At 36.1% G+C, this 17,073-nt stretch carries 5 protein-coding genes, 1 other RNA gene and 2 pseudogenes; 1 reads left to right on the top strand and 7 read right to left on the bottom strand.

All coding sequences use genetic code 11. From position 1 onward, the window contains the following. Positions 1-66: 66 nt before the first annotated feature. A complete protein-coding gene (locus tag F3J02_RS05470; RefSeq protein WP_167248054.1) occupies positions 67-7,026 on the bottom strand; it encodes a carboxypeptidase regulatory-like domain-containing protein in 6,960 nt (2,319 codons plus the stop codon). Between the two features lie 1,094 nt (positions 7,027-8,120). Between F3J02_RS05470 and F3J02_RS05465 the strand changes: the two are divergent. Next, positions 8,121-8,847 (top strand): annotated as a pseudogene (locus F3J02_RS05465) (Fic family protein). A 238-nt stretch (positions 8,848-9,085) separates the two neighbouring features. Here F3J02_RS05465 and F3J02_RS05460 read toward each other — a convergent pair. The 6 genes and pseudogenes from F3J02_RS05460 to F3J02_RS05435 form a co-directional block, all read right to left on the bottom strand. Beyond that, a complete protein-coding gene (locus F3J02_RS05460) occupies positions 9,086-9,748 on the bottom strand; it encodes a hypothetical protein (protein ID WP_167248053.1) in 663 nt (220 codons plus the stop codon). Next, entirely contained in the window at positions 9,748-11,628 is a 1,881-nt protein-coding gene (locus F3J02_RS05455) for a GTPase domain-containing protein (protein ID WP_167248052.1), read from the bottom strand. The genes F3J02_RS05460 and F3J02_RS05455 overlap by 1 nt, the downstream gene beginning before the upstream one ends. After that, on the bottom strand, positions 11,603-13,747 hold the full coding sequence (locus tag F3J02_RS05450; RefSeq protein ID WP_167248051.1) for a hypothetical protein: 2,145 nt from the start codon (positions 13,745-13,747) through the stop codon (positions 11,603-11,605). Before F3J02_RS05450 ends, F3J02_RS05455 begins: the two co-directional genes overlap by 26 nt. A gap of 506 nt (positions 13,748-14,253) precedes the next feature. Beyond that, positions 14,254-14,879 (bottom strand): annotated as a pseudogene (locus F3J02_RS05445) (tyrosine-type recombinase/integrase); the annotation flags it as partial. A 181-nt stretch (positions 14,880-15,060) separates the two neighbouring features. Further along, positions 15,061-15,419, bottom strand: a transfer-messenger RNA (tmRNA) gene (ssrA, locus tag F3J02_RS05440). Between the two features lie 124 nt (positions 15,420-15,543). After that, positions 15,544-17,070 carry a DHA2 family efflux MFS transporter permease subunit gene (locus F3J02_RS05435; protein ID WP_167248050.1) on the bottom strand — a complete coding sequence of 509 codons (1,527 nt, stop codon included), beginning with the start codon at positions 17,068-17,070 and terminating at the stop codon, positions 15,544-15,546. Positions 17,071-17,073 lie beyond the last annotated feature (3 nt).

Below are 17,073 nucleotides of genomic sequence, written 5' to 3'. Positions count from 1 at the left end.
CTTTCTTTTTAATTTATGCAAGAGTGATATGGGTATAGCCTCATACCACTCTATCCCCTTTAAATGTTATTGATTGTTTTGATACCACTGGATTTGCAAGGTACGAATCAGTTCATCCAGCTCTTTTCTCGCAGCCGTGGCATCAATGTTGTTTAAGCGACCCATTGCTCCGCCTGCCTCGGCATAACTTGCAATCGCTAAATCATGCAATCCCAAGGTACTATTGAGTTTTGCTGCACCCAGTAAGGTCTTAATCGCTGTCACTTGTACCAAGTCACCTAAACCTACACGCCATTTTCCGATCTGCTGATCAAGTAATGCATAACGTTCATTCGCCCCACGCACAAGGAAACGGTATTCCTTACTATTCAAGGCAGTTACACTTGTATCTGTACCGTTATAGACATTCACCTTAATTGCATGTGTTCCAGAAGTGCTCGGTAATACAATCGGTAATGTGAGATTCTCTGTCGTAGCAGCATGAAGGGAAACGGTAAACTTCACCTGATTATTCGTGACTGTACCTGCACCTAACCACTGAGCTCCTGCTGGTAACTGCACAACAATTGTAGTTTGCGCATTTTGGTTACTGTTCAGTTTAGCGCTTAGATATACAGGTTCTTTCGGTGCATAACTTAGACGTTTGCTTGCATCAACTTGTTGATAGCTGAGGCTTTGTTTAAGTAAATTCTTCCAAGCTTGCTGTTTAGCTGGCGATATTGAACCATCCATGATCAAGCTTCTGAGTAAATCAAATGACAAGGCTAATGGTTTACTATCACCATAGTTAGCCGTCACTATCGCTGGATATTTCGCTTGGCTATTGCAGATATAGAACTTCAAATCGACAATCGTTTCTATAGACGTAATCCAGTCTTTGTCAAACCCTGCACAGTAGCGACCATCATAATCTGCTGTAACTTTGGCTCTTGAACCTAGATACCATGCTAATGTGTCACCTATTGGTGTTAGCACTGGGAAATTATTTTCATATACTGGCTCATGGGCTTTCATCTCTCCTTTCGAAAGCAGCAGATGTCCACGATAGCGTATATCCGTCAGATTTAATAATTCATAGTTAGTCCAGTCCAAGATCCCTTTATCGAATAAAACAGACTCGCCATTAAAGCTCAGCTCACGCAGTTCATCGTTGGTACTGATCTGGAATTTCTCAACTGCACCTAAAACCCAGTAGTTGTTATAACGTCCACTACGCATGAGTTTCTTAAACTCATTCGGACTATAGGTAATTTTATAATTCAGACCCGTTTCTAATTTAATTTCGTTCAGATAGCGATTGAGTGTATTTCCTCGTTCACTAAAACAAGCGTAATCAAACTTACCAAATGCCCAATTCAGAACAGATTTGTGCCATCCAGCTTCACAGCTATAGTAGACCAACAACTGATTATTCACCTGTTTATAATCGGGCAACTCCACCTCTACAGGCACTTGAGTCAATTTAAAACTGGCTTGAGCAAGCGGTTTTTCCTGCCCCGAACCTGCAATGTAGGTCAACGCTGCGGTGATACGATCACCATTTTGTCCCAGCGTTTTCCAGCTTAGGCTTTGTTGGTAGCTTTGCGCCTGTGCAAGTTGACTTGCTGTGGTACTCAATGTTGCTATAGCATCAACATCATCATTTTTAAATAGACGAATATTCAACGGCAAATTCGACCAAACCTCACTACCTGTGTTCTGAACTTGCAGATTCAGTAATACACTATCTCCTATAGGTACTTCATTTGGTGTTGCACTTAGCGCACCGACCAACCCTAAACCAGTTTGAGTCGAACTGAGCACGTTAAAACTTGTTTGGCGCGTATAGCTTTGTTGTCCAGATGTCGTCGTTGTACGAACTATATAGTTGCCAGCTTTCGCATTGGAAAGTTGTAATGGATATTGTTCTTGTTTTAAGGCATTGGCAGCAAGTTGTGGGTAGCTAGCCGTTTGGCTAAAGATCACTTGTCCAACACTATCGAGAACCTCAGTTAATACAGTGGCCTCTCCACCGAGATCATTGTTTGAAGTATTTTGCAGTTGCATCTCAAGGGCAACTAGACCGTTCACTGGATATTGCTGTTTATCAGTACGGATTCGTGTATCTGTTAAGCCATTCGCCGCTGCTGAACTTTGTACAGTTAGCGTATTATTGGCTGTCGCAATCACACTACCTTGTTTAATAAGATCCGTCTGAACTCGATATTGCCCACTATAAATACCAACCAATGACCATGGTAAAGCCTGGGTATGGCTATCATTGGTTTGATGAGCTGCCGCTAGACTGATCTCATAACTTGGTAAAGTTGCAACTAAATTATTAGCACTGTCATAAATGCTGTGTCGTACTGTTGCACCACTAGCAAAACTTCCTAAATTACTCACATTGGCAGTAATTTGTACATTCTCACTAGCTTGATAAGCGGCCTTGTCTAAGCTTGCTGTTAATCCCAATGATTCATAGCCACCTGTAACACTTAAACGAGCAGTATTATTGGCTTCAGTGTATTCCTGAATCTTCGTTGCCGTACTTTGACCAACATCATTGGCTACAATAATAATCTCACCAAAGCCTGCCAAATTGCCTGTATAACTATAAGTTACATCTTCATATTCACCCGCATTGAGTGCTTTAGTTGTGAGAATAGTTCCTAGTAGCGTACCTTTTTCTCCATTGGTAACTTGTTGAGCTGTCAGGCGATAGAAGCTAACTGGTAAGTCTTTGGCAATCCGTTTACCACCAGCATTACCAATACGTACGGTAAATTCTGCTTTATTCAATCCACCTAGGTCATTCACTCGGATATAAGAAGCGGTTGGGTCGGCTGCTGCTGTAGCATTTTGGTTAAGTAAAAGATTGGCACGATAGGTATTGTGTGCTTCCCAGCTATTTACTTCTTTTTTAGGGACAGTAAGGTCATCATTGATATTGGTTACATGATAGCTATACTGGTTCCAGATATTACGAGTGTTTGCCCAATCTCGATTCTTGCCTGAAATCATACGGATACCGTGGCCACTAGACCCTAGAATAATATCTGCATGGCCATCAGCATCAGCATCCACAACAACAGGATATTCATGTGCAGTGGCAGTACTATTCGGTATTTTAATCCGCTCAACTCCAGTAGCAGCATCATATACACGAATATTTTGCTCATCAAAATGAACCGCTTCTAGTTTACCATCATTGTCAAAATCAAAAACGGTTGAGCCAGTTCCACCAGAACCATCGCTAATAGGTGTAGACCAAATGACACTTCCATCCCCCCGAAGTGCAACATAATTATAGGTTCTAGCAAGTCCAATATCGGCAATACCATCCCCATCAAAATCAGCAATAACAGGCGACCCACCGGCGCTACTTGGAGCATTATAAGAGGCAATTTCAATACCAGTTTGCGCATCGAAAATATAGACTAAACTACCATACACAGCAATAATTTGAGGTTTTGAGCTACCTAGAACATCACCCACAGCTAAAAATTTAAGCATAAGCTGTGTGCCAGCCTTAGTTTTAAATCTATATAACAGATTTCCTTGACGATCACTTACCCCCTCTAAACCTATAATTTCAGGATAACCATCACCATTAATATCTGCGACAGCTTGTGTTTGACCTGAAGTTAAATTATTTACAAGTAAACCCTGCTCATAATTAAAAATTTTATTATTTATTAATATTTCAGGAATACCATCCCCATCTAAGTCTGCAATATTTGGATGATAAGCATCAGATGACCATCCACTTGCATTTAAACTAAAGCTAGGATTTGTAAATTGCTTCTTAATTTGTCCTTTATTATTATATATCAGCAAACTATTACTATTTTTTACAACAATTTCAGGGATTCCGTCTTTGTCTAAATCTGCAATTGCAGCTACTTCCTGAGCACCAGATCCTGCCAAAGTAAACTTTAATGCTCCAGTTTTCCCATCAATTGCACGATATTGCCCCCCAGACCTGTATACAATAGTCGCAATATCTCCTTTTCCAATCATTCCATCTCCATTAGTATCATCTAATGGCGCAACTGTTGGACTAGAATCAGTTGAGGCTGAATGTTTCCATACAATCTCTGCTTCTAATGTCCCTTGTTGAGGTTTAATTTCCACGGCATCACTGGTCAAACGAATATTATTATTCTCATCCCGTTCAGCAACTTGCTTAGTACTGTCTACCCACACACCAATTGGGGCATCTCTAAATAAAGATTTCCCTTCAATTTGTAAACTAACTTCTATTTCTTCCTGTACATCCAACCCTTTTGGTAGCTTGGTTTTACCAAGAATAATCTCGCCTTCATCAAAAATTCGATTATTATTTGTATCGGCAAAAGCAAGAATCTCGACATCCTGAGTTTTAGTAAATGCTTTATTACCTACATTACCAATTTTTGCCTTTAGAACACCTGTAGTTTGTAAGCTCTGTTGATCAGTGCTTAAACTAGATGTATCTGTCATCACTACTTTAAGATCAGGCATACTAATATCCGCTGATAACGGACGTAAACGAATCTCTCCTAAATTAGCTTCCGTATCAGTGATATATTGTTTATCAATATTAAGCACAGAGGCCAAATGTGGCGTGGACTGAATAAGAATCTTTAGATTAGGAACTCTCACCTGATCAAGTTTAAAATTCCCTGCAGCATCAGATTTTAGCGTTGAAAGTTGCTGGTTATTATCCTGTCTATAAATTATAATATTTGCACCACTAATAGGCTTATTAGTTTGAGAATCAACAATAATTCCTTTAACTGTATACGGCTTAAAACTTAGAGCAACACTCAGTGTTTGTGGCTTTCCTTTTTCAATTTTTACTGTATAACTTTGACTGTCTTCAAAACTTGGATGTAGGACTTTAAACCGCCAAGTACCTTCCATTAACTCATAATCATCAGAAAACTTATCCCCTCCCATATTTGACTTTAAGGTTTTTATAACATTTCCCTTTAAATCTAATTGTTCAGCAATAATTTGTGCATTATAAATAGGTTGCTTACTTTCTGAGTTTAATATACTAAACTTGACCTCACCAGTTCCAAGCTTTCTAAGTGCGATTTCTATAGTTTTCTTATTTTCCCCAACTTTAAATTCTGATATTACTGATTCCGAATCATGATAATTTCCTTTTACCGCATATACCTTTCGCAAACCTGCTGTAGTTTGCCAATTTGTTGTAGAGGTAGTTGCATAACTAGAAGCACTACTGATTGTTTCACCAGCATCATTTAGTCTATCAACATAGACATAATATCCCGATAATGTTTGACCAGTTTCTATATCCCTTACTACGACATCAAAAAAAACAGGTGTTAGTTCATCAGGTAATTTATCTGGATTGTTAGGATCTTTTGGATACATCATGGTTATACCCAAATCATTAACTTGATCCTGTTTTAAGGTCAACATTCTTTCTGATGCTGCATAACCAGGATAATTGACAGTTAAAGTTAAAGTTTTACTAATTACAGAGCCTGATGGCTTAATATTTTCTAGATAATCATCTAGTGCACCTTTAGGAACCTCATAATTATTAATGATATAGTTACCATCACTTCCTGAGTTACCGACATGCTTTCCATCTAAAAATATCGCGACATTACTTAATGGGTTTCCGTTTTTATCAACAACTTTACCAATAAACTTAGTTGAGACTTTTTCTTCAGTGATTAATTGAGGAGAAAAGTCAAAAGTACTCCCGGCTGTCGCTGTACCTGAACCTCCACTCGCCATATAACCCTTTGACACTACATTGATCGTAAATGCCGCGGGTTGTGTCAAAGTAATCTGGTAACGTCCATCTGTATTAGTTATAGCCGACAATGTATTTGTCCCACTAACTAACTTAACTTCAGCACCTATCACTGGCTGTCCTGTTGTTTTGTCTGTGACTCGCCCCTGAACTAAAGCACTTGTGACATTTGCTTTTCTGGTTAATTCAATTTGACCAAGGTTTAAACTTTCACCTTGTCTTAATGTTACCTGGAAAGTGAGTGAACCAAAGCCCTCTTTATTCACTGTAAATCTGTAGTCACCAGCCTTAACATCCGTGAAAATAGCAGTGCCATCTTCTTTACTTTGAACAGTTAAAGTAGATGCACTATCCTGTGAACTAGTGATCGTTACCCCAGAAATATTCGCTTTAGTTTCCGCATCAATCACGCTAAAACTAATTGTAGACGTAACTGGATTAACAGGAGGCTTAGATTGTGTTTTTAAAGAACGTAGAATAATTGAAGTCGTATAAGCATCTTGATTCCAACTGCCATCTTGTGCTTGTGTACCCAATGCTTTGGTTTTAAAAGCATCACGCGCTGGACTATCAATCCCGCGATAAGGATGTAAAGCCTCATTCAATAAAGCATCAATAAAAAGTTGATCTACATTTTCAGTCCACTTACCTGCACTAAGTTGTTTAGATTCCAAGTAATTAACCGTTTTCAAAGCAATCGCATTATATTGAGGATACGCTTTTAAATATTCAGTTAAAGCTGTCAAAGCATAAGCTGAAACATAAAACTCATCTAATGAAACAACTTGAAATGCGCCTGTTGCTCTTTGCTGACTCACCAAATATTCAATAGCTTTTGATATTTTTGTGTTATCTGAGAAATTAACTTGCTTAAGTGCAAGTAATACCCATGCTGTATCTAAAGCATTGCTTTGCCAATCTACTAAATGTCCAAAACCACCATCTTTATTTTGATAACTTAAGATTTTATTAACAATCTGATCAGTGGCTTTTTGTTGAATTTTCAATAAAATAACAGCTTTAACTAAAGCCTCTGTACTTTGCTCATCATTTAATAACTCATCAATATTAATATTATTATTTTCTTGACCATATAAACCTAAAGTAATCTCTTTTTCATATACAGCTTGTAATGGAGTTGCCATTATAGAGTTACTTGAGGTTTTTAACCAATTTACTCCTTGTTGCTCTGTTGCAGAGGAATTTTGACTAACCCCTACAACCACCCCTGCTCCCAATAGCATTTTCTGCCAAACTTTTAATGACATTTCAACCCCTTGATATTTAAGTTTCATTTAATAATATTATTTTATGTTATTAATTTTATTGCATTTTTTAAAAACAAACAACTATTAATAGATTAAAATTTTTTTTAAAAAAGATAAGTTAAGTTAACTAAACAATAAGCAAAATATATAAATTAAAATTAATCAATAATAGATTAAAACCATATTCCATCTATAATATTAAAAATCTACATCTTTACCCCTCACTTAGGTAAAAAATAAAAATTAATTCTTCAATTTAAAGGAGATTTAAAAATAAAAAAGTATTACCTTTAGCTTAATAAAAAGATATATGATCAACAACAAATTAATAAACACAACCTCAATGACCACTACGCCTTCCAACCATAATATATTTTTCATTAATTAACATTATATATTAATTTAATCTCTTCCCACTTTACCTTTATCTCTTATGAACGTAGAAAATTTATCAATAATTTCTAAAACCTCTCTTTTCTACTTTGAAGCTTTACAATTAAGTGCTTTCTTTCAGTCTAGAATTCTTCTTATTTTACTTTACTCCAAGTATCCCAATTCTCTACAGCCATAAGAATAGGAGGTAATACTTGTCTGTTAATTTAACTAATCTCTATCGCTAAAACTCAACACCTCTTCAACCCCACTAGGTATACAATTATAAAGCTAATGGATAGATTGAGACGAATGTTCATAAAAGCTCTATGGATCACAGTTTGCAAATGATGAAACACTGCACCAAATACATGCAAAATAAGAAGAAGAAGCCCAAGATGGATATGCTCAAAGCAGGCTAAACTTGTCTAATAAAAAAGCCATTTATGAAAATAGCTGATTTATATAACAAATTCTGGTGATGGCGTCAGTTGAACTCAAAACCCAAATCAATGATTTTAAATACTTATTTTATAACTTAAAATATTCTGTACCCAAATTAAATTTAGTGTATTAAATCTTAAAACTAATTTTGTTCAAATTCACCTTTAGGATTTGAACTTGGATACTGATTTTAACACGTGTGCATTTCACATTAAACGATATGTTATAGTATTACTTTTTCATGTATCATTTAAGAACACAACTGCAGGGACAAGATTATGTTTGAAAAGATTGATGCTTTAAAAGCAAAATTAGATCAGCATAGTCCTCTTTCTCCAACTATTATAAAGAATCTACAAGAAGATCTTATTGTTCGCTGGACATACCATTCAAATGCAATCGAAGGCAATACACTTACATTGTTGGAAACAAAAGTTGTTTTGGAAGGCATAACTGTTGGCGGAAAAGCATTACGAGAACATTTCGGGGCAATCAACCATAGAAATGCGATTTATTACGTCGAAGACATTATTAGAAAGGAAGAGTCATTTTCTGAATGGCAAATTCGCAATATCCATCAGCTCATTTTGAAAAATATAGATGATGACAATGCAGGGCGATATCGCCAATAAAACGTATTAATCTCTGGTGCTACAACTACGCCTTCTGACTATACCTTACTCAATAACAAAATGGTCTAGTTAGTTGATTGGTATAACAGCACAGACATTACACCCTATCGAACGTGCAGCAAAAGTTCATGCAGACTTTATTGGTATTCACCCATTCATTGATGGTAATGGACGTACTTCACGTCTTTTAATGAATCTTGAACTATTAAAAGCAGGCTATCCTCCTTGTGTGTTTACAGTAGAAAATCGTTTGGCTTACTATGAGGCTCTTGATCAGTGGATGGCTTACGGAAAAACCGAAGCCTTTATCAAGTTAGTCTCCAATACAGTTATCGAGGGTTTTAAGCCAAATCAAGTGATTCTAGGCCTTTGAACTCCTCGCACTCAATATTTTAGACGAGAAGAAGACTGCTTGTACGGCCTATCATAATTTATTGTTCAATCAAACATTATATCCAAAATTAACTCAATAAATGATAGTAAATCTGAATGATTCGTACTAGTTTACAATGTATCGTAATAAGCTTTTTAGTTTTGGCAAATCAGACTTTTAACAAGAATATTCGTAACTGCATCCAATATTCTTTAAAAATTCAAATAAGCGCATTAGATTAACTTTGAAAATCAATATAATTCAATACAATAATAAGAACTAAATTAACAATACTTACGATGATTAATCCAACCTGTAATTTACTATTTTCTTGACGTTGGGTATCGATTTGTAAAGAAAGATTTTTTAACTCTTCAGAACTCTCATTTAATTGTTTTTTCATTAATTCAAATTTGTTTATAGTATTTTCAGATTGATCTCTTAAAAATTTTTCCATATCATTAAATTGAGTATCAATATGCAATAAGTTTTTATGTAATTCATTTTTTATATTTTCCAATTTCTCATCACAACCCTCCTTATAATCTTTTGCTAATTGCATCGTTTTCTGCTCAGATACTTTCAAAATGTTTTCAATATCATTAACTCTTTCACTTACACTGCGCACTATTAGTTTACTGTGATATCCAATTAATTCTTTAACAGCATCAAAACCATCAATATTCTCCTCAATTAATATTTTTAATTCTTTTTTTGTATTATTACTTATAGAAATATTTTCTTTTATTTTTTCTTTAGCACTATCAACATTCCATTTTAAATCATCAATATGTTTTTCAAAATTATCATTTAATGGTGTATTAATAATATTATCAACAAGATTTTTTAGGTCATCCATTGACGTATCATTCACATTTAGAATTTCAGTTTCATTTAACATTAGTATTTTACCTCAGAAAATTTAGCATATTGTTGTTCTAACACCATGCCATACCACAACCTATGGAATTTTTTAACTATATCTTTTTCATAAATAAAATCTCTCTTTGACTGCTTACATGCATCTTCGAATGAGCGTTTCATCAGATCTTGAAAACTTTCTGCATGTCCTTTCGCATCTATCATACTTACAATAAATTTTTCATGTTTATCATTCAGAACTTTTAATGTATTTTCAATCTCTCTCACTTTCTGTTCTATCTCATCTTTCGAAAACTCAAATGATCTAATTTCTTCTCTAATCTTTTGAAATTCCTTCTTCTTTTGTATTAATTTTTTTTTGCAATATTGTTTAATTTGTTTATCAGCATCTTTAGCAAAGTTAGCAATTTCCTGCTCTATTGCCTGATGTAAAATATCGAAATCTTTGTTGAAACTCGCAGCAGACCAGTAGTCATCAAACCAATAGTCACTCAACATTTTATAACAAGATGCCAAGTTGGCTGTATCTAATGATGGAGGCTGCCCAAGATAAAACTCCTCCAGTTTTAAAATTGAATTAGTTTCTACTGCTGTCCAACTCTGGCTCAATAGTATCATCGTCTTTTTGAGCCAAGTCTTTAATGCAGGAACAGTATGTGCATCCGGTTTCTGTGAATTAGAAATTTTTGAAAACTGCTTAATCATATCTGTAATAAATGATTTCTTCTCTATATCCAATAAATCATCAATTTCACCCTGAACTTTTTGTTTCTTATATTCATAATCACCACAAATATTTTCCAAACAATCTCTATCTGCTTTATATTTTTCCATTTTTTCATTCAGTTTTTTACATTGCTTCTCATAGTTATTTTGTTCATTATTAATTTTTTGTTTAACCAAATATTGAACATTAAAACCATTCATGAAACGAGCATAAGGATTTGCAGCCTTATGTAAACTATCATAAAGTGCAACAAATGAATCATGATTAACTTTTTGGATTACATCAAAATAACTAGGATGCTTACTTTCTATGTTCACCAATGAGCGTCCAAACTCCAATGGAAATATTATTTCTTTATATTCATTCGAACTGATAAAATCATGAGTACAGAGTTGCTCAGCAATCCTTTGCTTAAAACTGTCTAAGTCAAAATACTCTTTATTAGCCTTTACATAATCTAAAACTGTTACTGGTGAAAAAGAATATGTTAAAACAACCCTAAACCGATTTAACTGTGATGTCCAAGATTTAAATTCATTTAATACTAATCTCTCAGGATTTAGGAAAGATAAATCATCTAGTCGCCCAACCAAAAGTACAATATCAGCTGTTCTTGCATATATTCTAGCAATTTCTTCTACATGCTTTTGTTCATTTTCATCTCTTGCTTGAATTCCTGGTAAATCCAAAATACGAATATCTAATGGTTTCTGATCTACATCATGATAAAAATATTTATTAGGGATATGAACATCAATAATCTCTTTTTTCCATGACTTACCTTGTTCTACTGCTTCTCGTAGTTTTCCAAAATATTCATCGACTGTATTTACATCAATAGACTTATTTTGACTATCTCGAAAATGCCACTGATCATCCACAGATTTACGATAACGAATAGGCATAACCGTTGACGATTTTCCAATTTCCCGACCACCACGTAATGGTTTAGAAACTTCATCTATACAATCATCCTTAATCCTAAGCAGTTTTAGGATTAAGGTTGTCTTTCCTACTTGTGTCGAACCATAAACAACTATAGTAATTTGATCAGAGCGTGTTAAATCAGCTTCTAAGTCAGGATCAACCTGATCAAGGAAATCCTGATATGCTTTTGTTGCCCATTGATCGCGTTGGCTATAAAGCTCAAGCCAATCTCGATTGTTTTCCACTTAATAACCTTTGTAAATTTTCTTGAGAATTTTTTACTGTATTTAGACAACGATATATTGTGTCTTTTTTAAGCAAATCTTTATTCAATCCATATGCCTTATCTAGATTATTACGTATTACTTCACGAATATTTTCCATTACATCATCATAATGTTCCAATGATGTTTGCACATTTGCATCACCATAATGTCCTAATACGGCCGAAATATATTCCTTCTGACTATTATGATAGTTCTCTGTTTCCTTTCCTATTTGATAAGCCAGATAACCTGTAATAATAACGCCTGCCGCTACCATAGATACTGTTCCACCAATACCAACTGCTCCTGCAGTAGCAGTGCTATTTCCAGATAATACTGAGATTAATGCAGGAATCGTATCAATTTTTGCATCTGCAACAATATCTACAGCAAGAATAGTAGCCATTGTTCTTATTATAGGTATAAATGACTCTTTGAATTTCGGTAGACTGTCACTGGTAGATTTTGCAATATTCTCAATTAACTGAGACTCACTCATACCTTTTTCAATATTTATGCTGGGTGTTGCGATTGTAGCAATTTGCATTATACGTGCATATTCCATGACAATGGCTGGTACTAATGCTATTGCTTTTGGAAAATCAGAGTTTTCATCAAATTTTATATTATCCTTTTCTTTTACTAAATCAGGACGAAATAATAAACTGAGTCCATCTTTTACCTCAGGTTTATTAAGCAAAGTAATCTTATCATGAGATGTTTCTCCCAATATCTCTTGTGTATTAATTACCATGTTACCATTTCGTTCATAATTTATAGCAATATCTAACTTCAATTGTTCTTTAGACAGATATGACAAGGCTAATAAATTACTTTCGATGATTGTTCTTGGCTGACTATCCTCTGAATTGTGATTATCTAACCAAAACTGTCTAATCCGTTCTTTATGACGACCACTATCACTATTTTGTATCAATGTATTGGTTGTATTTTTTAGCCAATTCCCGAAGCCCTCTTCATTATTTTTATAGGATTTTTCAGCACTTTCTATAGCTGCATTTACATAGCTTTGAGTTTGAGCAACAAGCTTTCTACTATAGCTTTTTTTAAATTTTGCTTGAGCCTCATCAAATTTTGATAAGATTTCTTCAACATTTTTATCTTTTCCAACTGCAGATTTCAATCCCATAGAAAGTAAATCATCTTCAATTTGATCAATAATGAAATCTATCTCACTAGATAAAATTTCATCTAACTCACTATATTTTGCATTTTCTGACTCTCTAGAACTAAGTGTATTATTATAAACTGCAAAAATTAATGCTTGTTCCCACCTATTCTTATATTCATCATCAGATGCACCTGTTAACACAATATTAGCTAATTGCTGTTCTGAAAACTGAAAAACTTCAGCTGCAGTTGCTTTCAACTCTTGCCGTTGCTCATCAGTTAAATTTTCTGTTTTAGTTACAGCAATGATTGGATGACGATATTCTAAATACTTACTATGTAAATCATTTAATATTTTTCGTGAGCTATTTGCTGCAAGACGTGTTTCATCCGTAACTAAAATACACCCTAATGCATGGATTAAAGTATGGCGCATCAATTCTTGCCATTTTTCATTTACACGCGTTTCTAGCTCATAACCTGGCAATAATACAAAGCCAAACTCTTCACCTTTAAAATGCTTTATAGGGACATATAACTTGACTAATAGTATTGTGTTATCAGACTTATAATTTCTCAATATTTCCTGCAATTCATCTGATTCAATTTTTACTTCTTGTTCTATCCCTTTTTCTTCATCTAACTCAACTTTAACAGCATAAGGTTCTGTACAACTTTGCTTTTCAAGAATAAAGAGTGGTAATTGTTCACTTCGTCCTTCATTTTCCAATAACCATTTAGCATCTAAGTTATAAATTTCACGAATCAGTCGTGATTTTCCAGCACTTTGGGTTCCTGCTATAGCAATATATTTCGTATTAGCCAACTCTCTTGTAATTCGTAGCTTACGATTAATTGTTAAAATTTGATTTTTTAATTTATTATAATTAGGTACCCCCGACAGACTAAACAATAGATTAACTAATGCTCTTTCCAATCTATTAATGGTATCTGTTTCTGTAATCATATACTATTTTCCAACCCCGCATTTAATTATTTAATCAGACTTAAAATCTTATAGCAATGTCTCTATTATTTTCTAATTCACTTAATTCTAAAAATAAAAGAGAAATTAATTTTCATTATATCATAAGCTAAAACAAATATTTAATGAATTAAGCAACAAATACATCAAAATACTAAGCTTCAATCTTTATGAAATGTAGACCTAATGTCGTAGCATATCTTCAGCGAAGATCTCCAATTTATTCTTGACGAATAATTCCGAGGTGGCGGCAGTTTAACTGACCAAAAATCTCCAATGAAATCTGTTTGTTAAAAAATATAAGTTGTAGATTTTCACCCGAATTTACCCCAATCATCTTTTTAAACAACTACTGCTTAATTTCTATAAAAATGTTCAAATCAGAACACTATTATCATACTGACTACTTGGGCGAAGCTGGAGTCACAGAAACCCGTCTATATAGCCTTTGCAATTTCATTCTAGCCTAAATTAGGCTCTATTATTTAAGCATCTGCTGGATACGTTTTGATGTGTCTAAGGAATTCAGGCATTTCGCTTTCTGATAATGAAGCTAAGTTCTTCACTTTTTTATTCTTGAGTGCATAGACCAAATCACTTGCTGGATTATCGTATCTGTATCCATGAGCTATGGCATATTTCATGACCATACCACACGCTTAGCCACCTCTAAAGAGCCCCTAGCTTCAATCTTTTTGATTATCTGCAATATCTCTGGTGCTTGAATTTGATTAATACGTTTATTGGCTAGAGCAATATAAAGCTCATCTAAAGATGCTCGCACATTACTAATATGTTTAGATGACCAAGTCTCTCTTTGGTTCTCAAACCAGTCTTCAGCCACCTCTTTAAAAAGTGGTTTTAACTCATCAACCGCCTCTACACGAGAAAACTTATATTTTATATCTAAAGCAATTTCACGAGCTTTTTTCAAACTTAGATCAGGATACTGCCCTAGTGCTTTAGATTTTCTTTGCCCATCAACCGTAAGTCGAAGCGCCCAATATTTACCCCCTTTGGGATCAATGATGAGTGACAACCCATTAGAATCTGATAATCGATATTGCTTTTCTTTAGGTAATGCCTTTTTGCATTCCACATCAGTTAGTGCCATTTTTCCTGTCCCACTCATTTTGAATATTGTGGGTCAAATTGTCCCAATTTTGCCCCTTAAAAGGCAAAAATAAGGTCAAATCAAGTCGGATGATATCGGACAAACAGGCAAATAAAAAAGCCTTTAAGTATTGAACTTAAAGGCTTTTTTATATCGGATTGAACAATCCCGAATAATATTTTGGTGGAGATGGCGGGAGTCGAACCCGCGTCCGCCAGCACTACGCTCGAGAATACTACATGCTTAGATATCGTCTACTATTTTAACTCTTTGTGACCCGACGAACAGGGTACAAATCGCGATCCTCTAAGTTTAGTACAAAGCCCCGAGGCTTGGCTTTATACGGACTTGTGTGCGTGCGCTTCAGTCGGACTCTCTAACCACAAGTATTCAGAGAGGCGGACAAGCTGCCCTTAGGCAGCTAGAGCGTATGATTCGTCGTTTGCGACTAAAAAATGCAAATTTGATTTACGAGAGGAAATGCGCTCTCGGCATGCATCTATGAGTTTCATCACCAGCGTCGAAGCCAGGAACATCCCCAAAGTACAGCGCAATCATAGCATAGATGACTAGAATTTAAATCTTAATTTCTAAGCATCGAGCAAAATATGCGCTTATAACCCTATATTGTTGCGGAACTTACTTTTTCAAGTCCCTATTTACTTTAATGTGGTGCTGGTCCACCAGCCATAGGTTTCGGTTTTGGACTCATCCAGATCAGGGCACTGGCAAAGACAAACACAATCGCCAATAACATAAACACATGATTGGCAGACATGGTAATCGCCTCTTTATCCACCAGATTGGCAATCGTGGCGAGCGTCGCATCAGAGGAGAATCCATTTTGCAATAAAGTATTTTGTACTTCTTGTGGATGCAAGTTATTCACCATTTCACTACGTGCCACTTTGGCATGATCATCCCATATGGTAACTGCGATTGAAGCACCAATCGCCCCTGCCATGGTTCTCAGGAAGTTCATCAAACCTGCGGCCGATGCCATTTCTTGCGGCAAGACTGAGCCCATTGCAATATTAGACAGCGGAATAAAGAAGAAAGGCACTGCAAAACCTTGCAAGATTTGCGGCCAAGCCAAAGACATAAAGTCCGCATCAGTGACCCAGAAGGCACGCATCAGAGTCACAACACCGAGCAGAGCCAAACCAAAACTGGCCAAGGCACGTGGGTCATATTTGGTCGACAATTTCGCCACAATTGGCGACATGGTCAGACTACCAAAGCCCATGGTGGCAGTGAGATAACCTGCCCATGTGGCGGTATAGCCCAAGTTAATCTGTAACCACTGCGGAATCAGCACAATACTGCCAAAAAAGGAACCAAAGCCAAAGGCCAATGCCAATACAGACACGGCGAAGCCCCGATGTCGGAACACATACAGATTGACCACGGGATGCTTTTCGGTCAGCTCCCAGATCATAAACACAATGAAGCCAACCACCGCAATCAAGGCCAGCATGATAATACTGCTGCTATTAAACCAATCACGTTCATGCCCTAGATCGAGCATCAATTGCAGTGCGCCAATCCAGAGTACCAACAATCCTAAACCAATGGCATCGATCCGCAGTTTTTCAGTTTTAGTTTCAGCCACAGACAACAAACGTATCGCTGCTAAAACACAGAAAATACCCACAGGAATATTGATAAAGAAGATCCAGTGCCAAGAGAGATTGTCACTAATTAAGCCGCCAAGGATCGGTCCAAGAATTGGTCCAATCACCGTGGTCATCGCCCAGAGCCCCATCGCTTGTGCATGCTTTTCTGGTGGGAAAATCCGCATCAGTAACGTTTGGCTCAGTGGCATGAGTGGGCCACCACACAGGCCTTGCCCGATACGGAAAAATACCAGCATTTCCAGCGAAGTTGCTAAACCACATAGGAAAGAAAAGATGGTGAACCCAATCAGGCCAAAAACAAACACGCGCACTGTACCAAAGCGTCCAGCCAACCAACCGGTTAAAGGGACACAAATTGCCTCAGCAACAGCATAAGAAGTAATGACCCACGTGCCTTGTGAGCTAGAAACCGCAAGGTTCCCCGTGATATGAGGGACAGAAACGTTGGCAATGGTGGTATCCAGTACCACCATAAAATTGGAAAGCGCGATCACAAAGGCGGCAAGCAGTAAGCGCCCGCCACTAAGTTCTGCAAATGGATTTTGCGTTTTCATGGC

The sequence above is a fragment of the Acinetobacter sp. Tr-809 genome (assembly GCF_011753255.1).
GTDB lineage: Bacteria > Pseudomonadota > Gammaproteobacteria > Pseudomonadales > Moraxellaceae > Acinetobacter.
The sequence above is the reverse complement of the archived record's forward strand: the minus strand, read 5'-3'. Positions and strand labels throughout refer to the sequence as shown.